Origin of the sequence: Thiobacillus sp. SCUT-2 (assembly GCF_035621355.1) — a bacterium.
GTDB lineage: Bacteria > Pseudomonadota > Gammaproteobacteria > Burkholderiales > Thiobacillaceae > Thiobacillus > Thiobacillus sedimenti.
This window is the reverse complement of the sequence record NZ_CP141769.1, coordinates 2,575,634-2,598,841: the sequence shown is the minus strand read 5'-3', so window position 1 is coordinate 2,598,841 and position 23,208 is coordinate 2,575,634. Positions and strand designations below refer to the sequence as shown.

The 23,208-nt window shown below is 67.6% G+C and carries 25 protein-coding genes; 13 read left to right on the top strand and 12 right to left on the bottom strand.

All coding sequences use genetic code 11. The annotated features are described in order from the left end of the window. Nucleotides 1-96: 96 nt before the first annotated feature. The 6 genes from nadD (at nucleotide 97) to VA613_RS12990 (ending at nucleotide 4,457) form a co-directional block, all read left to right on the top strand. Nucleotides 97-726, top strand: a complete 630-nt coding sequence (nadD, locus tag VA613_RS13015) for a nicotinate-nucleotide adenylyltransferase (RefSeq protein WP_407702888.1) — start codon at nucleotides 97-99, stop codon at nucleotides 724-726. Further along, on the top strand, nucleotides 723-1,076 hold the full coding sequence (rsfS, locus tag VA613_RS13010; protein WP_324779443.1) for a ribosome silencing factor: 354 nt from the start codon (nucleotides 723-725) through the stop codon (nucleotides 1,074-1,076). Before nadD ends, rsfS begins: the two co-directional genes overlap by 4 nt. Beyond that, nucleotides 1,077-1,547: a 23S rRNA (pseudouridine(1915)-N(3))-methyltransferase RlmH gene (gene rlmH, locus VA613_RS13005; protein ID WP_324779442.1), complete on the top strand. Its 471-nt coding sequence runs from the start codon at nucleotides 1,077-1,079 to the stop codon at nucleotides 1,545-1,547. 16 nt (nucleotides 1,548-1,563) lie between these two features. Then, nucleotides 1,564-2,175 (top strand): Maf family protein, encoded by a 612-nt coding sequence (locus tag VA613_RS13000; RefSeq protein WP_324779441.1) that lies wholly within the window; start codon nucleotides 1,564-1,566, stop codon nucleotides 2,173-2,175. A gap of 7 nt (nucleotides 2,176-2,182) precedes the next feature. Then, complete coding sequence (gene rng, locus VA613_RS12995; protein ID WP_324779440.1) at nucleotides 2,183-3,634, top strand: ribonuclease G; 1,452 nt, start codon at nucleotides 2,183-2,185, stop codon at nucleotides 3,632-3,634. A gap of 196 nt (nucleotides 3,635-3,830) precedes the next feature. Next, a complete protein-coding gene (locus VA613_RS12990; RefSeq protein WP_324779439.1) occupies nucleotides 3,831-4,457 on the top strand; it encodes a DNA-3-methyladenine glycosylase family protein in 627 nt (208 codons plus the stop codon). Nucleotides 4,458-4,476: 19 nt separating this feature from the next. On the opposite strand, the gene VA613_RS12985 is transcribed toward VA613_RS12990, so the two are convergent. The 10 genes from VA613_RS12985 to VA613_RS12940 form a co-directional block, all read right to left on the bottom strand. Next, entirely contained in the window at nucleotides 4,477-5,643 is a 1,167-nt protein-coding gene (locus VA613_RS12985) for a hypothetical protein (RefSeq protein ID WP_324779438.1), read from the bottom strand. A 264-nt stretch (nucleotides 5,644-5,907) separates the two neighbouring features. Next, a complete protein-coding gene (locus VA613_RS12980; RefSeq protein WP_324779437.1) occupies nucleotides 5,908-6,060 on the bottom strand; it encodes a PEP-CTERM sorting domain-containing protein in 153 nt (50 codons plus the stop codon). Between the two features lie 186 nt (nucleotides 6,061-6,246). Further along, complete coding sequence (locus tag VA613_RS12975) at nucleotides 6,247-7,011, bottom strand: sulfite exporter TauE/SafE family protein (protein WP_324779436.1); 765 nt, start codon at nucleotides 7,009-7,011, stop codon at nucleotides 6,247-6,249. 28 nt (nucleotides 7,012-7,039) lie between these two features. Further along, nucleotides 7,040-7,756, bottom strand: a complete 717-nt coding sequence (locus VA613_RS12970) for an ABC transporter ATP-binding protein (protein ID WP_324779435.1) — start codon at nucleotides 7,754-7,756, stop codon at nucleotides 7,040-7,042. 15 nt (nucleotides 7,757-7,771) lie between these two features. Further along, a complete protein-coding gene (locus VA613_RS12965) occupies nucleotides 7,772-9,715 on the bottom strand; it encodes a branched-chain amino acid ABC transporter ATP-binding protein/permease (RefSeq protein ID WP_324779434.1) in 1,944 nt (647 codons plus the stop codon). Between the two features lie 17 nt (nucleotides 9,716-9,732). Beyond that, complete coding sequence (locus VA613_RS12960) at nucleotides 9,733-10,611, bottom strand: branched-chain amino acid ABC transporter permease (protein WP_324779433.1); 879 nt, start codon at nucleotides 10,609-10,611, stop codon at nucleotides 9,733-9,735. A 58-nt stretch (nucleotides 10,612-10,669) separates the two neighbouring features. After that, nucleotides 10,670-11,893, bottom strand: coding sequence for an ABC transporter substrate-binding protein (locus VA613_RS12955; RefSeq protein ID WP_324779432.1), 1,224 nt, complete (start codon nucleotides 11,891-11,893; stop codon nucleotides 10,670-10,672). Nucleotides 11,894-12,103: 210 nt separating this feature from the next. Continuing rightward, nucleotides 12,104-12,877 carry an exodeoxyribonuclease III gene (xth, locus tag VA613_RS12950; RefSeq protein WP_324779431.1) on the bottom strand — a complete coding sequence of 258 codons (774 nt, stop codon included), beginning with the start codon at nucleotides 12,875-12,877 and terminating at the stop codon, nucleotides 12,104-12,106. Nucleotides 12,878-12,967: 90 nt separating this feature from the next. Continuing rightward, nucleotides 12,968-13,474, bottom strand: a complete 507-nt coding sequence (locus VA613_RS12945) for a glutaredoxin family protein (protein ID WP_324779430.1) — start codon at nucleotides 13,472-13,474, stop codon at nucleotides 12,968-12,970. 55 nt (nucleotides 13,475-13,529) lie between these two features. Next, nucleotides 13,530-15,587, bottom strand: a complete 2,058-nt coding sequence (locus VA613_RS12940) for a M3 family metallopeptidase (RefSeq protein WP_324779429.1) — start codon at nucleotides 15,585-15,587, stop codon at nucleotides 13,530-13,532. Between the two features lie 101 nt (nucleotides 15,588-15,688). Here VA613_RS12940 and VA613_RS12935 point away from each other — a divergent pair, with 101 nt between their 5' ends. The 6 genes from VA613_RS12935 to VA613_RS12910 all read left to right on the top strand — a co-directional run bounded on the left by VA613_RS12935 (nucleotide 15,689) and on the right by VA613_RS12910 (nucleotide 22,058). Continuing rightward, nucleotides 15,689-16,225, top strand: coding sequence for a gamma carbonic anhydrase family protein (locus VA613_RS12935; protein WP_324779428.1), 537 nt, complete (start codon nucleotides 15,689-15,691; stop codon nucleotides 16,223-16,225). Between the two features lie 22 nt (nucleotides 16,226-16,247). Continuing rightward, nucleotides 16,248-16,742, top strand: coding sequence for a peroxiredoxin family protein (locus tag VA613_RS12930; RefSeq protein WP_324779427.1), 495 nt, complete (start codon nucleotides 16,248-16,250; stop codon nucleotides 16,740-16,742). Next, nucleotides 16,739-16,984: a hypothetical protein gene (locus tag VA613_RS12925; RefSeq protein ID WP_324779426.1), complete on the top strand. Its 246-nt coding sequence runs from the start codon at nucleotides 16,739-16,741 to the stop codon at nucleotides 16,982-16,984. The genes VA613_RS12930 and VA613_RS12925 overlap by 4 nt, the downstream gene beginning before the upstream one ends. 22 nt (nucleotides 16,985-17,006) lie before the next feature. Beyond that, the gene (gene ettA / locus VA613_RS12920; protein WP_324779425.1) at nucleotides 17,007-18,671 is read left to right on the top strand and encodes an energy-dependent translational throttle protein EttA; all 1,665 of its coding nucleotides are present in this window, start codon (nucleotides 17,007-17,009) and stop codon (nucleotides 18,669-18,671) included. A gap of 7 nt (nucleotides 18,672-18,678) precedes the next feature. Next, nucleotides 18,679-19,137 carry a YhcH/YjgK/YiaL family protein gene (locus VA613_RS12915; RefSeq protein WP_324779424.1) on the top strand — a complete coding sequence of 153 codons (459 nt, stop codon included), beginning with the start codon at nucleotides 18,679-18,681 and terminating at the stop codon, nucleotides 19,135-19,137. A gap of 77 nt (nucleotides 19,138-19,214) precedes the next feature. Then, nucleotides 19,215-22,058: an EAL domain-containing protein gene (locus VA613_RS12910; RefSeq protein ID WP_324779423.1), complete on the top strand. Its 2,844-nt coding sequence runs from the start codon at nucleotides 19,215-19,217 to the stop codon at nucleotides 22,056-22,058. On the opposite strand, the gene VA613_RS12905 is transcribed toward VA613_RS12910, so the two are convergent. Both VA613_RS12905 and VA613_RS12900 read right to left on the bottom strand, forming a co-directional pair. Next, entirely contained in the window at nucleotides 22,052-22,255 is a 204-nt protein-coding gene (locus tag VA613_RS12905; protein ID WP_324779422.1) for a SlyX family protein, read from the bottom strand. The genes VA613_RS12910 and VA613_RS12905 overlap by 7 nt on opposite strands. After that, nucleotides 22,252-22,788, bottom strand: coding sequence for a TlpA family protein disulfide reductase (locus VA613_RS12900; protein ID WP_324779421.1), 537 nt, complete (start codon nucleotides 22,786-22,788; stop codon nucleotides 22,252-22,254). Before VA613_RS12900 ends, VA613_RS12905 begins: the two co-directional genes overlap by 4 nt. Here VA613_RS12900 and VA613_RS12895 point away from each other — a divergent pair. Continuing rightward, the gene (locus VA613_RS12895) at nucleotides 22,787-23,200 is read left to right on the top strand and encodes a CopD family protein (protein WP_324779420.1); all 414 of its coding nucleotides are present in this window, start codon (nucleotides 22,787-22,789) and stop codon (nucleotides 23,198-23,200) included. The genes VA613_RS12900 and VA613_RS12895 overlap by 2 nt on opposite strands. Nucleotides 23,201-23,208 lie beyond the last annotated feature (8 nt).

Here is a 23,208-nt window from a genome sequence, read left to right as displayed (position 1 = left end):
GTGAGCAGGGAGCAGTGAACAGTGAGCGGAAAGACCGCCGCTGAGCCGCGCTCCCCTCACCGCTCACCGCTTGCCGCTGACCAGCCGGTCGGCGTCCTGGGGGGCACCTTCGACCCGATCCACTATGGTCACCTGCGGCTGGCCGAAGAAATGGCGGAGGCGCTCGGTCTCGCGCGCGTGCTGTTCATCCCGGCCGGGCAGCCGCCGCACCGCGGCGCGCCGCGCACGGCAGCCGGCCACCGCCTGGAGATGGTGCGCCGCGCGGTCGCCGGCAACCCGCGCTTCCTCGCCGATGATCGCGAAGTGACGCATTCGCGCCCGAGCTATACCGTCGATACCCTGAGCGACCTGCGCGTCGAACTGGGCGATGCCCAGCCGCTCTGGCTGCTGCTGGGCGCCGATGCGTTTCTCGACCTGCCGACCTGGCACGAATGGCGCCAGCTTTTCAGCCTGTCGAACATCGCCGTCGCGACCCGGCCGGGCGCGCGGGCGCTGCAACCCGACGCACTCGCCGAGCCGCTGAAGACCGAGGTGCTGCCGCGGCTGACGAAAACCGGGGACACCGTCGGCCCGGCCGGCGCGGTTCGGCTGCACCGGATGACGCCGCTCGACATTTCGGCCACCGCGATCCGCGCCACGCTCGGCGGGCGCAGCAGCGCGCGCTATCTGCTGCCCGACGCCGTGCTCGGCTATATTCACGAACACCAACTTTATGCATCGCCATGAACATTGAAGACAAGATCAAACTGATCGTCGCCGCGCTCGAGGACATCAAGGGCCGTGATATCACCGTGCTCGACACCAGCAAGCTCACCTCGCTGTTCGAGCGCATGGTGATCGCCAGCGGCGACTCCAACCGCCAGACCCGCGCACTGGCCGACAACGTGCGCGAGAAGGTCAAGGAGGCGGGCGAGTATGTCGGCAACACCGAGGGCGAGGACAGCGGCGACTGGGTGCTGCTCGATCTCGGCGACGTCGTGGTCCACGTGATGCTGCCGGCGGTGCGCGCGCATTACAATCTCGAAGAGCTGTGGGGCGCGGGCGCCGCGGCCCGCGCGCGCAAGGCCGCGCCCTGAGTGAAGCTGCACCTGATCGCCGTCGGCCACAAGATGCCCGGCTGGATCACGGCCGGTTACGACGACTACGCGCGCCGCATGCCGCCCGACCTGCCGCTGGTGCTGGCCGAGATCAGGCCGGGGCACCGTGTCGCGGGGGAGGACGGGGCGCGGGCGCGGCAGGTCGAGGCCGAGCGCATCCTGGCGGCGCTGCCGGCCGGGTGCGTGCCCGTGGTGCTCGACGAGCGCGGCACCCAGGTGACGACGCGCGAGCTGGCGGCGTGGCTGTCCGGCTGGATGGCCGAGGGGGTATCGCCGGCATTCGTCATCGGCGGTGCGGACGGCCTCGACGATGGCGTCAAGGCGCGTGCCGGCAGGTTGATGGGGCTGTCGAAGCTGACGCTGCCGCATGCGCTGGCACGTGTGATGCTGGCCGAGCAGTTGTATCGTGCCGTATGCATCATCAAGGGGCATCCCTACCATCGGGATTGAGGGGGAGACAAGAAAAATGCTGGTCGACAAACGAATCTACCTGGCCTCGCAGTCGCCGCGGCGTCGCGAACTGCTGAAGCAGATCGGCGTGGCATTCGACGTCCTGCCGCTGCGTGCCGTGCCGGGGCGCATGGATGTCGTCGAGCTCCCGCACGCCGGCGAGGCGGCGCCGGACTTCGCGCAGCGCATGGCGGTCGAGAAGGCCGCCTGCGGCTGGCGGGCGGTGGACGCGCGCCGCCTGCTGCGGTTTCCGGTGCTCGGCGCCGACACGGTGGTCGAGATCGATGGGGACATCCTTGGCAAGCCGGCGGACCGCAGCGAAGCCGAGGCCATGCTCGAGCGCCTGTCCGGACGCGAGCATCACGTGTTCACCGCGGTTGCCGTGCAGCACGAAGGGCGGATCGAGCAGCGATTGTCGGCGAGCCGCGTCCGCTTCGCCGTGCTCGATGCGGCCACCATCGGGCGCTACCTGGAAACGGGCGAGCAGCTCGGCAAGGCCGGTGCGTATGGCATCCAGGGGCGCGCCGGCGCTTTCGTGGAGCACATCGAAGGGAGCTACAGCGGCATCATGGGCTTGCCGTTATATGACACTGCCGTGTTGCTGAGAGCGTTCGGACTGGCCGTCTGATTTCCCCATGAGCGAAGAAATCCTCGTCAACGTCACCCCGCAGGAAACCCGCGTCGCCGTGCTGCATCTGGGCGCGGTGCAGGAGCTGCATATCGAGCGGGCCAAGTGCCGGGGGCTGGTCAGCAACATCTACATGGGGCGCGTGGTGCGCGTCCTGCCGGGAATGCAGTCGGCCTTCATCGACATCGGGCTGGAGCGTGCGGCTTTCCTGCACGTCGCCGACATCTGGGAGGAACGCCACAACGGCGACCCGGAGCGGCCGATCGAGCAGATCCTGCACGAGGGCCAGACGCTGATGGTGCAGGTGATCAAGGATCCGATCGGCACCAAGGGTGCGCGGCTGTCGACCCAGATCAGCTTTGCCGGGCGCTATCTGGTCTATCTGCCGCAGGAAACCCACATCGGCATCTCGCAGAAGATCGAGGGCGAGGAGGAGCGCGAGCACCTGCGCCAGAAGCTGCACCAGCTGATGCCCGCCGATGCCACCGGCGGCTTCATCGTGCGCACCATGGCGGAGACCGCCGAGGATGCGGAAATGCTGGCCGACATCGAGTACCTGCGGCGGCTGTGGAAGAGCATCCAGTCGCGCGGCAACTGCGTCGTCCCCTGTCTGATGTACCAGGACCTCGACCTGTCGCTGCGCGTGCTGCGCGACTTCGTCAACACCGAAACGAGCCGCATCCTCATCGATTCGCGCGAGACCTACCAGCGCATGGCCGAGTTCGCGCAGAACTACACGCATGCCGTGCTCGACAAGCTGCAGCATTACGGCGCCGACCGCCCGCTGTTCGACCTGCACGCGATCGAGGACGAGATCGCCAAGGCGCTGGGGCGGCGCGTCGACCTCAAGTCCGGCGGCTACCTCATCATCGACCAGACCGAGGCGCTCACCACCGTCGACGTCAACACCGGCGGCTTCGTCGGCGCGCGCAACTTCGACGACACCATCTTCAAGACCAACCTCGAGGCCGCGCAGGCCATCGCACGCCAGCTGCGCCTGCGCAACCTCGGCGGCATCATCATCATCGACTTCATCGACATGGACAATCCCGAGCACCAGGAAGCGGTGCTCATGGAGTTGAGGAAGGCGCTGGCGCGCGATCCGACCCGCACCACCGTCTCCGGCTTCTCGGCGCTGGGCCTGGTCGAGATGACGCGCAAGCGGACGCGGGAGTCGCTCGCGCACGTGCTGTGCGAGCCGTGCCCCACCTGCGCCGGGCGCGGCGAGATCAAGACCGCCCAGACCGTCTGCTACGACGTGCTGCGGGAAATCCTGCGCGAGGCACGCCAGTTCGATGCCCGCGAATACCGCATCGTCGCCGCGCAGAGCGTGATCGACCTGTTCCTCGACGAGGAGTCCGGCAGCCTCGCCCAGCTCATCGATTTCATCGGCAAACCGGTGTCGCTGCAGGTCGAGACGACTTACCCGCAGGAGCAGTACGACATCATTCTGCTGTGAGCGGGGAGCGGGGAGCGGGGAGCGGGGAGCGGGGAGCGGGGAGCGGGGAGCGGGGAGCGGGGAGCGGGGAGCGGGGAGCGGGGAGCGGGGAGGGGTCGGGGGAGAGGGCCCGATTGGCGCGATCGCGCCACGCCGGCGTGTTTGAATCTCTTCCGCGTCGCCTTCCTACGCGTCGACCCCGGATAAGATATGCGCCATGAAACCCCGCGCTCCCGCCTACTGGCGTACCGCCTGCACCGAACTCGCCGCCGCCGACCCGGTGATGGCAGCGCTGATCGCGCGCTACCCCGACTGCGTGCTCGGTGACCGCGGCGACCCGTTCCAGACGCTGGCGCGCGCCATCGTCGGCCAGCAGATCTCGGTCAAGGCAGCCGACAGCATCTGGGCGCGCTTCGCCGCCCTGGCCGGCACCGTGTCGCCCGAACGGGTCGCCGCGCTCGATCCGGCGAATCTTGCGGCAGGCGGCCTGTCGCGCCGCAAGGCCGAGTACCTGGTCGATCTCGCCGGGCATTTCGCCGATCGCCGCCTCGACCCGGAGCGCTGGAAGACGATGGACGACGAGGACGTCATCCGGGCGCTGGTCGACGTGCGCGGCGTCGGCCGCTGGACCGCGGAGATGTTCCTGATCTTCAACCTGCGCCGGCCGGACGTGTGGCCGGTCGACGACATCGGCCTGCAGAAGGCGGTCGCGCTGCACTACCTGAAGGGGGAGCGCCCGACGCCCACGTTGCTGCGGCAGCATGGGGCGCGCCATGCGCCCTGGCGCACCGTTGCGACCTGGTACCTGTGGCGCAGCCTCGATCCGGTCGTCGTGCAGTACTGAGAAAGTCGCCGCGCGCGGTTCACCGGACGCCGTCCGTCCGCCGGGGGACAAGGCCGTTGCGACGCAGCTTCACCATCGCCGACACGCAATGCGCGGTGAGGTCGATCTGGGTGTCGGCGGCGTAGACGCCGCTGCGGAAGGCGCCGGCGTAGGCGGCCATCCGGGGCGCGATGATCCGCGCGCCAGCAAACACCAGTTCGCCCTGGCCCGGCTGGATCTGGAGCGCCGTGTTCTTGTGCATCTCGATCATGACCCATTCCATGGCCTTTTGTGCGAGCGCGCCGTGATCCTCGCGCGCGCGCTGCAGCGCGCCCAGCGCGTCGGCGACGCCCTCGACGGACGCACAGGTGTTGTCGGCGCTCGGCCGACCGGCGACGCGGCTGAGGAACGTCCGCGTCTGCTGCTCGATGAATGCGAGCAGCCGGGGGTCGCGGGTGTCGGCGTAGCGCGCGGCCGCGGCCATCGTTCCCCAGTGGTAGAACTCGGCGCGGAACGCCGTCCCGTACTTGCGCATCAGCGCCATGTCGAGATCGGCCAGCAGCGCAGTCACGCCGTGGTCGTTCGGAAAGCTGTGGTGATACTGCGCAAGGGCCAGCCAGCCCTGTCCGTCCATGTAGGCGTTGGTATCGATCGATGTCGGAAACTGGCGGAAGCCGTCGCCGGGAATCCGGAGCGCAATCAGGCCTTGCAGCCAGGCTTGCCGCAGCGGCGCGAACTGGTTGTCCCGGCTGGCCTGCGTGTAGCGCAGTTCGGTCAGCAGCGCGAGGGCGGCGGCACCCGCGTATGCCTTGCCGTAGTCCGCGCCCGGCGCCGGAATCGCGCCCGGCCCCTTCGTTTCATACAGGAGGCCGAGGCGCGCCAGCGCCGCCCGCAGCTTGTAGCGTCCCACCGGCAGGGACAGGATGCGTGTGGCTTCCAGAAGCACCTGTCCGCGACTCTTGCCGATCGGCAGGGCGTGGCGGCCGAAAGCCCGCAAGAATCGCTGAATGGCGGGGCGGGCCCGGGGATCTTTGGTGAGCGCGAAGTAGTCCGCCAGTGCCGCTGCCGTAGCCGCCTGGCGGGTGAGGTTGGCGGCCGATAGCGTGTCCGGTTCGCGCGCCTCGTTTGCCAGAAAGTCGTAGCCGTAGGGCAGAAACCCGTCGGGTCTCTGGGTCGACAGCCACTGGCCGACGGCCGGAAGAATCAAATTTGCGTAGGAGGGTGTCTGAGCCCTGACCTGCGTTCCAGGAATGAGCAGGGCGAGCGCGATGGCGACCGTCTGCCATCGCGGCGAGGCCCGGTGCTCCTGAACCGCCGGCTTAGGGCGACGCTGCGCCAGAACGGGAGCCGCGGCCCCCGGCCTCAGCTCAACGCATGAGGCAAGGCGAGCGCCACATGCAAGCCACCCCGCCATGGCGAGGGCGGGGCGCCAGACATCGCGCTCGATTGCTCGAGGGGCGAACAGGCGGGTTTATTTCTTGCGGCGGCCGACCAGCAGGGCGGCCGCGCCGATGCCGATCAGCCCCAGGATGCCGGGTTCGGGAACGCTGACGGCATCGACGGCAATGGCAAAGGACGGGGTGGCGACCAGGGAAAGCAGGGTGACGCTGAGCAGGGTACGCATGACAACCTCCGCGGGGTGGGTTCTACGCAGGCCTCGGTCGATGCGAGTCGCCAAGGGCCTGGAAGGGCTCAAGCAATCCCTGTTCCATGATTGCAACCTTCTGATATGGATGAACAAATATTTCCGGCCGGGCGCTGTGTGTAAAGGAAACCGACGGTCTTGCGCCGCGACCGCCGGGCGCGTGCGTCAGCCATAGACCTTGAACGCGTAGACCGCGGTGAGGAGCCCGCCGAGGCCGATCACGACGCCTTCCAGCCAGCGCTTCGGAATCCGGCGTGCCAGGCGCCCGCCCAGAAGGCCGCCGATCACCGCACCGGCCAGCGTGGCCAGCGCCGGGCCCCAGGCGATGACGCCGCTGGCCACCAGCAGGAACAGCGACACCGTGGTGATGCCGGTGGCGAGGAGATTCTTCACGCCGTTCAGTTCATGGATGTCGTCGATGCCGGCCAGCGTCAGCGTGGCCAGCAGCATGATGCCGAGGCCGGCGTTGAAGTAGCCGCCGTAGACGCCGAGCACGAAGGTGAGCAGCACGGCGGGCATGCCTGCGCGCCCGTGCGATGCGGCGAAGCGCCGGCGGCTCCATGACAGCATCGCGTCCTTGAAGGCGAAGGCGAGCGTGGCGAACAGCAGCAGCCACGGAACGGCCTGCATGAAATAGCGGTCGCTGCTGTGGACCATCAGCCAGCCGCCGGTCGCGCCGCCCGCCACCGCCGCGGCCATCAGGCGCGGCAGGTTGGCGCGATGGCGCCCGAGCTCCTCGCCATAGCTGAACAGCGCCAGGGCGTGGCCGGGCCAGATGGCAAGGGAGTTGGAGGCGTTCGCGGCGACCGGCGGCACGCCGACCGCCAGCAGCGCGGGGAAGGTGAAAAAGGTGCCGCCGCCGGCGATGGCATTCGCGGCGCCGCCGAGCACGCCCGCGCCCGCGAGCAGCAGTATGTGTGGGAGATCCATCAGGCGGCAGGCCGCGCTGGCCGGGCGCTCAGCCCAGGTAGGCGGCGAGCACCCGTTCGTCCCGGTGCAGTTCGGCTGGCGTGCCTTCGATGGCGATGCGGCCGCGATCCATGACGTAGGCGTAATCCGCGACTTCGAGGGCGCTCTTGGCGAACTGCTCCACCAGTAGCAGGGTGATGCCCGCCTCCTTGAGGCGGCGGATGGTGTGGAAGACCTCCTGCACGATGATGGGCGCGAGGCCCATCGAGGGCTCGTCCAGCAGCATGACCTTGGGCTTCGACATCAGCGCGCGGCCGATGGCCAGCATCTGCTGTTCGCCGCCCGACAGGGTGCCGGCAGCCTGCAGGCGCCGCTCCTCGAGGCGGGGAAACAGTTCGTAGACGCCCTTGAGATCGCCGGCGGCGCGCCCGCGGAAGCCGAAGAAGCGCGGCAGGCGGCTGTAGGCGCCGAGCAGCAGGTTGTCCTCCACCGTCAGGGGGCCGAACACCTTGCGTCCTTCCGGCGAATGCGCGAGCCCGAGGCGCGCGATGCGCGAGGCGTCGTATTCCTGGACCGGCTTGCCGTCCAGCAAGACCTGGCCGCGGCTGGGCTTCAGCATGCCCGAAATGGCGCGCATCGTGGTGGTCTTGCCGGCGCCGTTCGCACCGATCAGGGCCACCACCGAGCCCGCCTTCACTTCCAGGGAGACGCCGACGAGCACTTCGCTCGTGCCGTATCCCGCGTGCAGATTGTCGACCGTCAGCACCGCTTCATCCTTCCCTTAACCGGCCTGGACGGGTGCCGCGGCGCCCGCCGAATCGTCGGCCATGCCCAGATACGCTTCGATCACCTTGGGGTCGCGCTTGACCTGATCCGCCGTGCCGGCGGCGATGATCCTGCCGCCGTCCAGCACCGTGACGACGCTGCACAGTTCGCTGATCACGTCCATGTGGTGCTCGATCAGGATGATGCTGACGCCGCGCTCGTGGATGCGCTTGATGATTTCGACCAGCCGGTTGACGTCCGGGTGCGCGAGGCCGGCGGCGGGCTCGTCGAGGATCAGCAGGTCGGGGCGGCGCGCAAGCGCGCGGGCGATTTCCAGGAAGCGCTGGTCGCCGTAGGTCAGGTCCTTGGCCCGGGTGCGCGCCTGGTCCTGCAGGCCGACGAGTTGGAGCAGGGCGAGCGCGACCGCCTGCGCGCGGCGTTCCTCGCCGTGCGCGAAACCCAGCAGCACCAGCGGCAGGGGCGCGCGGTATTGGCCCTTGAGCGCCACCATGACGTTGTCCAGCGTGGTCAGTTCGCTGAACAGCTGGAGGTTCTGGAAGGTGCGCGCCACGCCCGTGCGGGCCACCTTGAACAGGCTCCCCGCGGGGAGCGCCTTGTTGCGCAGCAGCAGCTTGCCGTCGGTCGGCACGTAGAGGCCGGAAATCACGTTGACGGCGGTGCTCTTGCCCGAGCCGTTGGGGCCGATCAGGCCATGGATCTCGCCTGCGCGGACCGTCAGCGACACGCCGTCGACGGCCTTGACGCCGCCGAAGTAGCGCTTGACGTCACGCAGTTCCAGCAGCGCGCTGCCGTCGGCGTTCTGCTTCGGCAGCACCTCGTCCAGCGGGGCCGGCGCGGGCAGCGGCGGCGGTGCGACGCGGAAGAGCTGCGCCAGGAAGTGCGCGGCGAAGCCCATCAGCCCTTCCGGCAGCCCGACCACCACCGCAAACAGCATCAGGGCGAAGATCGCCTTGCGCCAATCCTCGGTGTTCTCGACGATCAGGCTCCCCGCCGTCAGGATGGCCATCGCGACGATGGGCGCCAGCGCCTGGAAGGGCCGGGCGGTCTTCTTCAGCAGGCCGCGCGTTCCCGCGGCGACGGCGATGACGAGACCGACGGCGGAAATCGTCTCGAACAGTCCGCGACTGGACAGCAGGTTCGGCAGCAGGGCGATCAGCGCGGCGCCCACGAGTGCGCCCCACAGGCTCTTGCGCCCGCCGAGCACGACGCCGAGCAGCAGGATCACCATCAGGTCCCAGCCGAAGCTCTGCGGCTGGAGATACTGGAAGTTGAAGGCATACAGCCCGCCTGCCAGGCCGCCCAGCGCCGACGCCAGCGCGAAGCCCGCGACCTTGTGGCGATAGGTGCCGATGCCCATGGCGTCGGTGGCGATCGGGCTGTCGCGCAGCGCCTCGAACGCGCGCCCCCACTGCGAGGACAGCAGGTTGCGCATGCCGAGCCAGACCAGGGCCAGCAACACGAGGCACAGCCAGAAGAAGCCCGGCGCGTCGAGTTCGATGCCGAGCACCGGCGGGCGGCTGACCTGCAGTCCTTGCGCGCCGGCGGTCAGGCTTTCCCATTCGTTCAGCGTGGTCGCGCTGAGGGCGGAGAAGCTCAAGGTCGCCAGCGCGAACTGCGGACCTTCCAGCCGCAGCGCCGGGAACGCGAGCAGGGTGCCGAAGAACCAGCCGACCACGAGGGCGAGGCCCAGCGCCGGCAGCATGCCCAGTTCGAAATGGGCGACGCCGAGTGCCGCCGCGTAGGCGCCGAGGCCGAGGAACGCGGCCTGGGCCAGGTTCACCTGCCCGAGGTAGCCCACGGTGACGTCGAGGCCGATCAGCAGGATGCCGTAGATCGCCAGCAGCGTCAGCAGGCCCAGCACATAGCTGTTGTCCACCAGCAGCGGGATCGCGGCGAGCGCGGCCAGTACCGCCAGCTCGGCGCCGCGAATCAGTAGCATGCGTTTCCACATGTCGGTCACACCTTTCGGATGCTGGCCTTGCCGAACACCCCGTTGGGACGCACCGCCAAAGCGAGAATGAGCAGGATGAGGCCCGGCGCTTCGCGCCAGCCGCTGCCGAGATAGAAGCTGGTGAGGCTCTCCAGCGCGCCGAGGAACAGGCCGATCAGCACGATCCCGAACCCCGAGTCGAGGCCCGCGACGACGGCCACCGAGAAGGCCTTGAGAATCAGCGCCGACGCCATCGTCGGGCCCACCGTCGTGATCGGCGCGACCAGGATGCCGGCCAGCGCCGCGACCAGGCCCGACAGGCCGTAGGACAGCTGGATCGTGCGGGTGGCCGAGATGCCCATCAGCTGGGCGGCGTCGCGGTCCGCGGAGACCGCCTCGAAGGCCTTGCCCAGCAGGGTCTTGCGCTTGAACAGCTCCACCAGGCTCATCACCGTCAGCACGCCGATCGCGACCGACAGTTCGAGCGGGGTCACGTCGATGCCGAAGAAGTGCAGCGGATCGGAGGGGATCGGGGTGGGGAAGGGGCGGTCGTCCCGGCCCCAGATGTTTTCGGCCGCGGAGAAGCCCAGCAGCCCGAGAATGATGGTGAGCAGAATCCAGCCTTCGCTCTTCTGCTCCAGCGCGAGGCGCACGCCGGCACGCTCGACGAACAGCCCCAGCGCGACGCCGAACAGCATGCCGCCCGGCACGACCAGCCAGTAGGGCAGCCCGACATCGATCAGGGTCAGGCTGAAGAACGCCGACAGCATCACGAGTTCGCCCTGGCCGAAGTTGATGCTTTTGCTGGTGGCGAAGGTGAGCTGGAAGCCGTACGCGATGAGCGCGTAGACGAGGCCCATCAGCGCACCGCTGACGGCCATCTGGACAATCAATAGGGTGTACATGGCGCGTTTGCCCAGGCTGAAATGTAAAGGGGGAGGGCTCGCCCTCCCCACTGCCTAGTTACTTGCCTGCGTTCTTCATCAGACGCAGCCGGTCGGCCTGGTTGGCAAACACCACGCGGCCGTCCTGCACCATCCCCATCACGACCTGCGCACGGCGGAAGGCTTCATGCGTCTGCTCGTTGGCCGGATCCCACTTGGCGTAGGGGTGCTTCCAGGTCGCGATGACGCCTTTCACCGGCTCCTTGAGATCCTCGAGGGCCTCCTTGATCTTGTGGGTGTCGGTGCTCTTCGCCTGCTTGACCGCGGCGGCGAAGACGTACACGGCATCGTAGCCCTGGGCGGCCGACATCGGCGAGGGGATCCGGGTCACGCCGTAGGCCTTGTGGTAGCTGTCGATGAAGCTCCTGGCCTTGGGCGTGATGGGATCCTCGATGAAGGTCTGCGGCATCAGCGTGCCGTTGCCGTTCTTGCCGGCATTGTCGATGTAGTTCGACATCGAGAGCGTCCAGCCGCCGATCAGCGGCATCTTCATGCCGAGCTTGGCCATGCCGTTGGAGACGGCGGCCATTTCGGGGCCGATGCCCCAGATCAGGATGCCCTGCGCGCCCGCGACCTTGGACTTCAGCAGCTGGGCGGTCATGTCCTTGTCGCCGATGTTGAACTTCTCGGTCGCCACCACCTGCAGCTTGTTGCCCTGCAGCTTGATCTGGTTCAGCAGGTCGTCGCGGCCGGAGACGCCGTAGTTGGTCGAGTCGTGGATGATCGCCACCTTCTTGAGCTTGCGGTTGATGGCCTCCTCGACGACCATCGAGGCCTGGATACCGTCGTCGGCAGAGAAGCGGAAGATCGAGAGGTCCTTCACGCCCGCCTTGCTCCACTGCGTCATCGACGCCGAGCCGGCCGCCGGCGTGATGATCTTGGTGATGCCCTTTTCCTGGAAGTACTTGTCGCCGGCCAGCACGACGCCGGTGTTGACGGTGCCGATCACGCCCGCGAGATCGTTCATCGAGGCGAGTTCCTGCGCGATCAGCGCGCCGCGTTCGTTCTTCGCCTCGTCGTCGCGCTCGATCACCTCGATCTTCATCTTCTGACCGCCGACCTGGATGCCGCCGGCACGATTGATTTCGTCGATCGCCAGTTTGGCACCGTCGCGCATGGACACGCCCATGGGCGCCGATCCGCCGGTGAAGGGACCGGTCAGCGCAATCTTGACCGTGTCCGCGGCGTAGGCATGGAGAGAGAACACCCCCATCGTGAGAGCGGCCAGCATCGTCTTTTTCATGATCTCGTTTCTCCGTTCAAAGTGGCACACATGCAACAGAATCCCCGTTCCGCGGGCTGCGGAAGTCTGAATTATAAGTCGAACGAAAAAGAAAACCCGGAGAAACCCCGCGGGATGCGCCATGCACGGCGGGCCATGGCGCGATGCACGGCGAATGCCTGGCTGGAGATGCGGCATCGCGGCGCCCCGCCATCCCGCAGCGTGCCGGCTTCAGTTGTTCGCGCCGAACTCAGCCAGCACCGGAGCATGATCGGAGGGGCGTTCGAGCTTGCGCATCTCGCGATCGATGCCGGCGGCGGTGCAGGCCGCGGCAAGCGGCTCGGACAGGAGGATGTGGTCGATCCGGAGGCCATGGTTGCGGCGGAAGCCCATCATGCGGTAGTCCCACCAGGAAAAGCTCTTTTCAGGCTGTTCGAACAGGCGGAAGCTGTCCTTGAGGCCGAGCGCCAGGAGGGCGCGGAATTTCTCGCGCTCCGGCTCCGATACCAGGACCGAGCCTTCCCAGGCCTTGGGGTCGTGGACGTCGCGGTCCTCGGGCGCGACGTTGTAGTCGCCCAGCACCGCGAGCTTCGGGTGGCGGACGAGCTCGTCCTTCAGCCAGGCCGCCAGCGCATCGAACCAGCCGAGCTTGTAGGGATACTTGTCGGAATCGAGGCTCTGGCCGTTGGGGCAGTAGAGGCACACCAGGCGCACGCCGTCGACGGTGGCGGCGATGACGCGCTTCTGCACGTCGTCGAAGCCGGGGATGCCGACCTGCACCTCGGCCGGTTCGCTGCGGCTGAGGATGGCGACGCCGTTGTAGGTCTTCTGTCCGGCGAACGCGGCGCGATAGCCGGCCGCTTCAAGTTCGGCGACGGGGAAGGCATCGTCGGTGAGCTTGGTCTCCTGCAGGCACACCGCGTCGGGCTGGCGGGTGGCGAGGAAATCCAGCAATTGCGGCAGGCGGACCTTGAGGGAATTGACGTTCCAGGCGGCGAGTTTCATGCCGCGGAGTGTAGCGCATGCGATTCCACGTGGGCCGCTGCCCTTGTGGAACAGACGCGCGCGGTGGATCGGAGTCCTTCAGGCGAGCCGTCAGGGCCGTGGCGGCGCGGCAGCCGGCTTGCCGCCCGGAGGGGCGGTCTTCGGGTAGCCCGCGCGATCGAGCATGGCCTGCCACTGCTCCGCCTCGAAGCCGTCGATCTTGTCGCTGCCGACGACGAGCACCGGCACGCTCCTGTGCCCGGTCAGCTTCTTGAGGTCGGCTTCCGCCTCGGGGCTGGCCTGCGGGTCCTTGCTGCTGAAGGGAATGCCGCGCTCGGCCAGGAGTTTCCGGGCCTGGTCGCACGGGATCCCGCACGCGCTGGCATAGAGCGTGACCGGGTAGCGCTCGCGCGCCGACTTCGTGGCATAGGATTCGCCGGTTTCGATGACGCTGGCGTTGAACGATTTTTGCTGGGCGTTGCGGACGTTCGCGGGCGGGGGCTGGTCGCTGTATACCGTGCGCCCCTGCGCGTCCTTCCACTGGTAAAGCTGGGCAGCGCCGACGGGAAAGGTCGCCGCGGCCAGCCATGCGGCCATCAAGAGTCGTCGTGCCTTCATGCCATGCTCCGAAAGACGTAATTCCCTTGCTTAACGGCCAGGTCCGCTTCCGGCTTTAAGCCATGCCGTTGTGGCGCAGCAGGGCGTCGATCGTCGGCTCGCGGCCGCGGAAGGCCTTGAACGATTCGATCGCCGGGCGCGCGCCGCCCTGGGCGAGGATTTCGCTCCAGAAGCGGTGGCCGACTTCCGGATTCAGCACGCCGCCGTAGCCCTCGGCCTCGTCCTCGAACAGCGCGTAGGCGTCGGCGGAGAGCACTTCCGCCCACTTGTAGCTGTAATAGCCTGCCGCGTAGCCGCCGGCGAAGATGTGCGAGAAGTTGTTCGGGAAGCGGTTGTACGCCGGCGGGACGATGACCGCGACTTTTTTGCGGATGTCGTCGATCAGGTCCTGCGCGGTGCGGTCGCCGTTGGGGTCGAAGTCGTCGTGCAGGTGCATGTCGAAGCTGGCGAATTCGATCTGGCGCAGCGTCTGCAGGCCGGCCTGGAAGTTCTTCGCCGCGAGCATCTTGTCGAAGAGTTCGCGCGGCAGCGGCGCGCCAGTGTCGACGTGGGCGGTCATGTGCTTCAGCACGTCCCATTCCCAGCAGAAGTTCTCCATGAACTGGCTCGGCAGTTCGACCGCGTCCCACTCCACGCCGTTGATGCCGGAGACGCCCAGCTCCTCGATCTGCGTCAGCAGGTGGTGCAGGCCGTGGCCTGCTTCGTGGAACAGCGTGATGACCTCGTCGTGGGTGAAGAGGGCGGGCTTGCCCCCGACTGGTGCAGAGAAATTGCAGTTGAGATAGGCCACGGGCGTCTGGATGCCCTCGGCCTTGCGGCGGCGCGTGATGACATCGTCCATCCACGCCCCGCCGCGCTTGGAGGCGCGTGCGTAGAGGTCGAGGTAGAACTGGCCGATGCGTTGTCCGGCGTGGTCGGTCAGCGTGTAGAACTTCACGTCGGGGTGCCAGGTGGGGGCCGTGTCCTCGCGCACCTGCAGGCCGTAGAGCGTCTCGACCAGCTTGAACAGGCCGGCGAGCACGCGCGGTTCGGGGAAGTACTGCTTCACCTCCTGGTCGGAGAAGCTGTAGCGGGCCACGCGCAACTTCTCCGAGACGTAGGCGGTGTCCCAGGCCTCGAGCTCGTCGAACCCCAGCTCGTCGCGGGCGAAGGCCGTCATTTCCGCGTAGTCCTTCTCAGCGTAGGGGCGCGCGCGCGCGCCGAGTTCGTCGAGGAAGTCGAGCACCTCGCGCGGCGATTCGGCCATCTTGGCTTCGAGCGAGATCTCGGCGTAGCTCCTGAACCCCAGCAGTTCGGCGGCCTCGCGGCGCAATTTCAGGATGCGCGCGATCAGCGGCGTGTTGTCGAGCCTGGCGTCGCCGAACTCGGACGCGCGGGTGACGTAGGCGCGGTAGAGGATTTGCCGCAGCTCGCGGCTGTCGGCGTACTGCATCACCGGCAGGTAGGACGGCATGTGCAGGGTGAACTTCCAGCCGGTGGTGCCGGCGGCCTCGGCCGCGGCGCGCGCCGTCTCCAGCACGTCCTCGGGAATGCCGGCGAGCTCGCCCTTGTCGCCGATGATCAGGGCATAGTCGTTGGTCGCGTCGAGCAGGTTCTCCTCGAACTTGGACGACAGCTGCGCCAGTTCCTCCTGCACCTGCATGAAGCGCGCCTTCCTGTCGGCCGGCAGCTCGGCGCCGCCCAAACGAAAATCGCGCAGTTCGTTGTCGACGATCTTCTTGCGCGCGGGGGACAGCGCGGCGAAAGCGGGGCTCGCCGCAAGCGTCCTGTACTTGGCGAACAGCGCCTCGTTCTGGCCGAGTTCCGCGTAGTAGACGGTGATCTTCGGCAGGTTGGCGTTGTAGACCTCGCGCAGTTCGGGCGAATCCATCACCGAGTGCAGGTGCGACACCTGGCCCCAGGCGCGGCCGAGGCGCTCGTTGGCGTCCTCCAGCGGGGCGACGAAGGCGTCCCACTCGGCTGCGGTCTCGGGGGCCTCGGCCCGCTTCACCGCGGCGCGGCAATCGGCCAGCAGCTGGTCGATCGCGGGGGTGACATGTTCGGGCTTGAAATCGGCGAAGCGGGGCAGGCCGGAGAAGTCGAGCAGGGGATTGATTTCCTTCAGGGTAGTCATGGACGTTCTTTCGTAGGAGGCGACGGCGCGCAGGAAATGCCGTGAATCAGAACGATTATAATTTGTGCCCGGTTCAGTCGTCTTTCAACCCCGGACCCGACATGGCCTTGAACGATTCCCTCGCACCCTACCAGGGGCATGCTCCGCAGTGCGCGCCCGGCGCCTGGGTGCACCCGCGCGCGACCGTCATCGGCGAGGTGAGCCTCGGCCGCGATGCCTCGGTGTGGCCGGGCGCGGTGATTCGCGGTGACGTCAACTCGATTTCCGTCGGCGAGACGACCAACATCCAGGACAACAGCGTGCTGCACGTCTCGCACAGGACGCCGGAGAACCCGGCCGGCGGCCCGCTGGTGATCGGTGCGCGCGTGACCGTCGGCCATGCCGTGATCCTGCACGCCTGCACCATCGAGGACGAATGCCTGATCGGCATGGGGTCGATCATCCTCGACCGTGCCGTGGTGCAGAAACACGTGCTGCTGGGCGCCGGGTCGCTGGTGCCCGAAGGCAAGGTGCTCGAATCCGGCCACCTCTACCTCGGGCGCCCGGCCAAGCCGGTGCGCCGGCTCACCGACGAGGAAATCGCCTACTTTGCCTATTCCGCCGAGCACTATGTGAAGCTTGCGCGGTCATACCGCTAACCCTTTTCCCTCCGGAACCGCCATGAAACTCGCCAAGCCGCTTCTCGCCGTCGTTGCCGTCCTCGCCGTCGCAGGCGCACTGTTCTTTGCCCTGATGGACAAGCCGAAAGCCCCCGAGGCCACGTTCACCACGCTGCAGGGCAAGGCCATCGCGCTCAAGGATCTGCGCGGCAAGGTGGTCCTGGTCAACTTCTGGGCGACTTCGTGCCCGGGCTGCGTCAAGGAAATGCCCGGCCTCGTCGACACCTACAAGCAGTACAAGGGCCGCGGCTTCGAGGTGGTCGCCGTCGCGATGAGCTACGACCCGCCCAACTACGTCGCCAACTTCGCCAAGACGCGCCAATTGCCGTTTCCGGTCGCGCTCGACGTCAACGGCGAGCACGCCCGCGCCTTCGGCAACGTCCAGCTGACGCCGACCAGCTTCATCATCGGCAAGGATGGCCGCATCCTGGAACAGAAACTGGGCGACCTCGACTTCGCCAAGCTGAAGACCCTGCTCGACAAGGAACTGTCTTGATCCGCGCACTCGCCGCGGCCGCGCTGCTGCTGACGCTGTCGGCGTGCGCCGTCACGCCGGCTCCGTCGGCCGGGCACAGGAAGCCCGCCCCGCCAGGCCCGCCCCCACCGCCGATGCCCGACATCCCGCTGGTCTGCCCGAGCGAGACCCGGCTGTGTCCCGATGGGCATTCGGTCGGCCGCAATCCGGCGAACGAATGCGAGTTCGACCCGTGCGCGGCCGCCCCCACTCCCACCCGTTAACCCTGCTTGTTTCATTCAATCCATGGCGCAATACGTTTATTCCCTCAACCGTGTCGGCAAGATCGTCCCGCCGAAGCGGCAGATCCTCAAGGACATCTCCCTCAGCTTCTTTCCCGGCGCGAAGATCGGCCTCCTGGGCCTGAACGGTTCCGGCAAGTCCTCGCTCATCCGGATCATGGCCGGCGTGGACAAGGACATCGAGGGCGAGGCGATCCCGATGCCGGGCATCCGCATCGGCTACCTGCCGCAGGAGCCGCAGCTCGATCCCACGCACACGGTGCGTCAGGCGGTCGAGGCAGGCCTCGGCGAGATCGTCGCCGCCAAGGCGCGGCTCGACGAGATCTATGCTGCCTACGCCGAGCCCGATGCCGACTTCGACAAGCTGGCCGAGGAGCAGGCGAAGTGCGAGGCCATCCTCGCCACGGCCGGCGCCGACCTCGACACGCAGATGGAAATCGCCGCAGATGCGTTGCGGCTGCCGCCGTGGGACGCCGTGATCGGCAACCTGTCGGGCGGCGAGAAGCGCCGCGTCGCGCTGTGTCAGCTGCTGCTCTCGAACCCCGACATGCTGCTGCTCGACGAGCCGACCAACCACCTCGACGCCGAGTCGGTCGACTGGCTCGAACAATTTCTTGTCCGCTACCCGGGAACGGTCGTCGCGGTGACGCACGACCGCTACTTCCTCGACAACGCCGCCGAATGGATCCTCGAGCTCGACCGCGGCCACGGCATCCCGTGGAAAGGCAACTACACCAGCTGGCTCGAGCAGAAGGAAGCGCGGCTGGAGACTGAGGCCAAGCAGGAAGCCGCGCGCATCAAGACGATGAAGCACGAGCTCGAATGGGTGCGGCAGAATCCCAAGGCGCGCCAGGCCAAGTCGAAGGCGCGCCTGGCGCGTTTCGAGGAACTGAACTCGGCCGAATACCAGAAGCGCAACGAGACGCAGGAAATCTTCATCCCGGTCGGCGAGCGCCTCGGCGACAAGGTGATCGACTTCCACAGCGTGTCGAAGTCGTTCGGCGACCGCCTGCTGATCGACAACCTCAGCTTCAGCGTGCCGCCCGGCGCCATCGTCGGCATCATCGGCCCCAACGGCGCCGGCAAGTCGACCTTCTTCAAGATGATCACCGGCCAGGAAAAGCCCGACTCCGGCGAAGTCGAGATCGGCCAGACGGTGAAGCTCGCCTACGTCGACCAGAGCCGCGACGCGCTCGCCGCCGACAAGACCGTGTTCGACGAGATCGCCGAGGGCCGCGACATCCTCACCGTCGGCCGCTACGAGACGCCGTCGCGCGCCTACCTCGGCCGCTTCAACTTCAAGGGCGCCGACCAGCAGAAACTCGTCGGCAAGCTCTCAGGCGGCGAGCGCGGGCGGCTGCACCTGGCGAAGACGCTGATCGCGGGCGGCAACGTGCTGCTGCTCGACGAACCGTCGAACGACCTCGACGTCGAGACGCTGCGCGCGCTGGAGGACGCGCTGCTCGAATTCGCCGGCTGCGTGCTGGTGATCTCGCACGACCGCTGGTTCCTCGACCGCATCGCCACCCACATCCTCGCCTTCGAGGGCGACTCGCAGGTGGTGTTCTTCCCCGGCAACTACCAGGAATACGAGGCCGACAAGAAGAAGCGCCTGGGCGAGGAAGGCGCCAAGCCGAAGCGCATCCGCTACAAGCCGATCAGCCGCTGAGCGTGCGATGATCTTCGCGACGCTGACCCAGGCCGACCGCTACGCTACCCTGCATCCGGGGTTCGCACGCGCCTTCGCGTTCCTGCGCAGCACCGACCTTAACGCGCTCACGCCCGGGCGGCATGTGATCGACGGCGACGCGCTGTTCGCGATCGTCGAGCACTGCGAGGCGCGCCATCGTGACGATGCGAAGCTGGAATGCCATCGCCGCTACATCGACATCCAGCTCGTGCTCGAGGGTGTCGATGAAATGGGCTGGCGTCCGCTCGCCGACTGCGCCGATCCGGCAACCGACTACGACGCGGCGCGCGACATCCGCTTCTTCCGCGACGCACCGGCCAGCTGGGTCGCCACGCCGGCCGGATCGTTCTGCGTGTTCTTTCCCGACGACGCGCACGCGCCGCTGGTCGGCGACGGGCACATCCGCAAGGTGGCGGTGAAGGTCGCGCTGGCGGCCACGCCCTGAGCGACGGCAACGAGGACGATCTTCAGTTGCGGCCCATCGTGGCCGTTAAGTCCTTGTTTTCCGTTCGTGTTCCTTCCATGCGCCTTGTCCTGCTGTTCCTCCTGATCGTATGCGGCGCGCATGCGTGGGCGGCCGTGCCGACACCGGTCTTCGTGCTTCACGCCTACAGCCAGGAATACCCGTGGACGCGCGGCCAGCACCAGGGCTTCGTCGCGGCGCTGGAGGCAAACAGCGCGCGGGCCTACTCGGTCAGCGTGGAATACCTCGACACCAAGCGCGTCGGCTACGGCCCGGCATATGCGGACCTGATGGCCGGCTACCTGCGGCAGAAATACCGCGGCTACCGGCCGGCGGCGATCTACGTCACCGACGACAACGCGCTGTCGTTCGCGCGCAGCCACCTCGGCACGATCTTTCCGGGCGTGCCGGTGTTCTTCTCCGGCGTCAACGACATGGCGGTACGCACGCAGATCGACCCCGCACGCATCACCGGCGTGTTCGAGAAGAAGGAAATCGGCCCCAATCTGCACCTGATGCGCGAGATCGATCCGGCGATCCGCGAGATCGTCATCGTCGGCGACGCCAGCGAGACCTACCGTGCGATCGAGAGCGAGATCGCGCAGACGCTGCGGCGCCACCCGGAGATCCGGGCCAGCTTCATTTCCGCCAGCCATGTCGACGACCTGGTCGCGCAGCTGCGGGCGCGCAAGGCGCGCTTCGTGTTCCTGACCACGCTGGGCAGTATGGCCGACCGCGACGGGCGTACGCTGCCCCTGCCGGAGACGATCGCCGCCATCGTCGGCGCCGGCCGTTTCGTCGTCTTCAGCATGGAGGACGCCTACCTCTATCCCGGCGTGCTCGGGGGCTACGTCACCAGCGGGCCGCGCCAGGGGCGCGCCGCGGGCGAGTTGCTCGTGCGCTATCTGGCAGGCACCCCGGTGCGCGAGCTGGCGCCGGTCGAACGCAGCCCCAACGCGTACGTCATCGACGAGACCGAACTGCGGAAAGCGGGGTTTTCCCTTCCCGATGACATCGCGGGAGAGGTCAGGCTGGTCCATCGCGTGCCGACTTTCTACGAGACCAACCGCCCGATCATCCTGGGCACGCTGTACGGCCTCCTGGCCCTGCTGCTGGTCAGCCTGGCCTCGTCGCTGCTGCTGTTCATGCGCAAGAACCGGCAGATCGCGCGCACTTCGCAGCAGCTCGGCGAAACCAAGGACAGCCTCGACCGCGCCCAGCGCATCGCCCAGATGGGCAACTGGGACTGGCAGATCGCGGACAACCGGCTGTTCTGGTCGGAGGGCATCTACCGCCTGTTCGGCGTCGCACACGCGGATTTCGATGCGAGCTACGAGGCCTTCCTGGCACGCGTGCACCCGGACGACCGGGCAACGGTGGAGGCGGCGGTGCGCCGTGCGCGCGAAACCGGTACGCCGTATGCACTCGACCATCGCATCGTACGGCCGGATGGCGCGGTGCGGATCGTGCACGAAAGCGCCGAGATCATGCTGGACGAGCGGGGCACGCCGGTGCGCATGATCGGCACGGTGCAGGACGTCACCGACTGGCGGCTGGCCGAGCAGGCGCTGCGCGACAGGGACGCGCATCTCGAATACGTCGCCTACCACGACGCCCTGACCGGCCTGCCGAACCGCACGCTGCTGCGCGATCGCCTGCGCCATGCCGCCACCCGGGCCGACCGCGCCGATGCCCGCATGGCCGTGCTGTTCATCGATCTCGACCGCTTCAAGACCATCAACGACAGCCTCGGCCACGCGGTCGGCGACGCCGTGCTGCAGGCCGCCGCCGGCCGGCTGCGGTCGCTGGTGCGCGAGGAGGATACGCTGGCGCGCCTCGGCGGCGACGAGTTCGTCGTGCTGCTCGAGAGCGTGCGCGACGGCCGGGACGCCGCGACGGTGGCGGAGAAGATCATCCGTGCCCTGGAGAAGGTGCTGCAGATCGGCAACTATCCGCTGCACATTTCCGCCAGCATCGGCATCAGCGTCTATCCCGAGGACGGCCGCGATGCGGAGACGCTGCTGAAGCACGCCGATGCCGCGATGTACCGGTCGAAGGAGTGCGGCCGCAACACCTTCCACTTCTACGAGCAGGGCATCACCGAGCGTGCGATGCGGCGCATCAAGCTGGAAGCGCGGCTGCGCTGCGCAGTCGAGCGGCAGGCGTTCGAACTGCACTACCAGCCGCTGGTCTGCCTCGACAGCCGGCGCGTGTGCGGGGTCGAGGCGCTGCTGCGCTGGCACGACGAACAGGAAGGCACGATTTCGCCCGATCATTTCATCCCGCTTGCCGAAGACACCGGGCTCATCGTGCCGATCGGCGAGTGGGTCGTGCGCGAGGCCTGCCGTGCGCTGAAGCGCTGGGAGGCACAGGGCATGCTGCCGGACGACTTCGTCCTGCACGTCAACCTGTCGGGCAAGCAGCTGCTGCAGAAGGACCTGCCGCAGCGGCTGGCCGCGGTGTTCGCCGAGACCGGCGCGGCGCCCGCCCGCCTGGTGCTGGAGCTGACCGAGAGCAGCATCCTGGAGAGCGAGTCGATCGGCGTCGACAGCATGGCGGCGCTGCGCCGGCTGGGCGTCGGCATCGCCATCGACGACTTCGGCACCGGGCATTCCTCGCTCAGCCGGCTGAAGCTGCTGCCGATCGGCGAGCTCAAGATCGACCGCAGCTTCATCCGCGACGTCGCCGAGGATTCAGACGACGCCGCCATCGTCCAGGCCATCCTCGCGCTGTCGGCCAAGCTGGGCCTGCGCGTGATTGCCGAAGGCGTCGAGCACGCCGGGCAGGAAGCCTTCCTGCTGCGGCACGGCTGCCTGCGCGCGCAGGGGTTCTACTACGCCCGTCCGCTGCCGGAAAGCGCGCTGCTGGCCCTGCTGGGCACGCAGCTGGCGCCGGCTCAGTAGTGCGGCGGAATCTCGTCGCGCAGCGTGCGCGCGTCGTCCGGCCGCATGTCCTGCAGCTGCCGGTGCAGCAGGCGGAGCTGCTCCTGCAGCAGGTCGATCTGCGCCTGCTGGCGGACCACGGTCTGGTTCAGCGTGTCGAGCAGGTCTTCGGCGAAGGCGAGCTTGGTTTCGAGTTCGACGAGGCGGGCTTCGTTCATGGCGTGCGGGACCGGGGAAGCAGGGGGGCGATGAGTTCTTCGAGGCGGCCGTAGTAGACCTGGCCGCTGATCTTGTGGCGGATGCGGCCGTCCGCGTCGACGATGAACGAGGTCGGTACCGTGCGGATGTCGCCGAACGCGGCGGCGACCGAGGCATTGGTCGGCGCGGCCGTGAAGGTGTAGCCCTTGTCCTTCATCCAGGCTGCGATCTTCTCCGGCGGATCGTCGACGCTGATTGCCACGACCTCGAAGCCCTTGTCGCGGTAGTCGCGCCAGAAGCGGTCGATCGCCGGCATTTCCTTGCGGCAATACGGGCACCACGTCGCCCAGAAGTTCACCAGCACGACCCGGCCCTCGAGCGACGCGCTGCCCACCGTGCGGCCGTCGGTCGCGACGGCCTGCCACGGCGCCGCCGCACGGTCCTCGTCGCTGACGTCGGCGGGCGGGCGGAACCACAGCCAGGCGATCAAACCCAGTAAAATCAGGGTCAGCGGACTCGGTGTCCATTTTTTTACGAAGGCGCGTCTATCCATGCTGTGGCTGAAATCGTTTCATATCGTGATGGTGGTCAGCTGGTTCGCCGGCCTGTTCTACCTGCCGCGCATCTTCGTCAACCTGGCGATGGAGACGAACGACGCCGCCTACGACCGGCTGCTGCTGATGGCGAACAAATTGTATCGGTTCGTCACGCCCATCATGCTGCTCACGCTCGTCACCGGCACCTGGCTGTGGCTCGCGTACTGGCGGCCGACCATGGGCTGGCTGTGGCTGAAACTGGCACTGGTCGCCGGCCTGGTCGGCTATCACCATGTCTGCAAGCGCCTGCTGCGCGACTTCGAGGCCCGTCAGAACACCAAGTCGCACGTCTGGTTCCGCTGGTTCAACGAAATCCCGGTGATCGTGCTGCTCGTCGTGGTGCTGCTGGTGGTGTTGAAACCGTTTTGAGCATTCCT

Bases quoted from the DNA above. Each gene is read 5' to 3' on its own strand.
- rsfS (WP_324779443.1), top strand. From the start codon at position 723: ATGAACATTGAAGACAAGATCAAACTGATCGTCGCCGCGCTCGAGGAC.
- VA613_RS13000 (WP_324779441.1), top strand. From the start codon at position 1,564: ATGCTGGTCGACAAACGAATCTACCTGGCCTCGCAGTCGCCGCGGCGT.
- rng (WP_324779440.1), top strand. From the start codon at position 2,183: ATGAGCGAAGAAATCCTCGTCAACGTCACCCCGCAGGAAACCCGCGTC.
- VA613_RS12990 (WP_324779439.1), top strand. From the start codon at position 3,831: ATGAAACCCCGCGCTCCCGCCTACTGGCGTACCGCCTGCACCGAACTC.
- VA613_RS12980 (WP_324779437.1), bottom strand. From the start codon at position 6,060: ATGCGTACCCTGCTCAGCGTCACCCTGCTTTCCCTGGTCGCCACCCCG.
- VA613_RS12975 (WP_324779436.1), bottom strand. From the start codon at position 7,011: ATGGATCTCCCACACATACTGCTGCTCGCGGGCGCGGGCGTGCTCGGC.
- VA613_RS12965 (WP_324779434.1), bottom strand. From the start codon at position 9,715: ATGCTACTGATTCGCGGCGCCGAGCTGGCGGTACTGGCCGCGCTCGCC.
- VA613_RS12960 (WP_324779433.1), bottom strand. From the start codon at position 10,611: ATGTACACCCTATTGATTGTCCAGATGGCCGTCAGCGGTGCGCTGATG.
- VA613_RS12955 (WP_324779432.1), bottom strand. From the start codon at position 11,893: ATGAAAAAGACGATGCTGGCCGCTCTCACGATGGGGGTGTTCTCTCTC.
- xth (WP_324779431.1), bottom strand. From the start codon at position 12,877: ATGAAACTCGCCGCCTGGAACGTCAATTCCCTCAAGGTCCGCCTGCCG.
- VA613_RS12945 (WP_324779430.1), bottom strand. From the start codon at position 13,474: ATGAAGGCACGACGACTCTTGATGGCCGCATGGCTGGCCGCGGCGACC.
- VA613_RS12940 (WP_324779429.1), bottom strand. From the start codon at position 15,587: ATGACTACCCTGAAGGAAATCAATCCCCTGCTCGACTTCTCCGGCCTG.
- VA613_RS12935 (WP_324779428.1), top strand. From the start codon at position 15,689: ATGGCCTTGAACGATTCCCTCGCACCCTACCAGGGGCATGCTCCGCAG.
- VA613_RS12930 (WP_324779427.1), top strand. From the start codon at position 16,248: ATGAAACTCGCCAAGCCGCTTCTCGCCGTCGTTGCCGTCCTCGCCGTC.
- ettA (WP_324779425.1), top strand. From the start codon at position 17,007: ATGGCGCAATACGTTTATTCCCTCAACCGTGTCGGCAAGATCGTCCCG.
- VA613_RS12915 (WP_324779424.1), top strand. From the start codon at position 18,679: ATGATCTTCGCGACGCTGACCCAGGCCGACCGCTACGCTACCCTGCAT.
- VA613_RS12910 (WP_324779423.1), top strand. From the start codon at position 19,215: ATGCGCCTTGTCCTGCTGTTCCTCCTGATCGTATGCGGCGCGCATGCG.
- VA613_RS12905 (WP_324779422.1), bottom strand. From the start codon at position 22,255: ATGAACGAAGCCCGCCTCGTCGAACTCGAAACCAAGCTCGCCTTCGCC.
- VA613_RS12895 (WP_324779420.1), top strand. From the start codon at position 22,787: ATGCTGTGGCTGAAATCGTTTCATATCGTGATGGTGGTCAGCTGGTTC.
- VA613_RS12900 (WP_324779421.1), bottom strand. From the start codon at position 22,788: ATGGATAGACGCGCCTTCGTAAAAAAATGGACACCGAGTCCGCTGACC.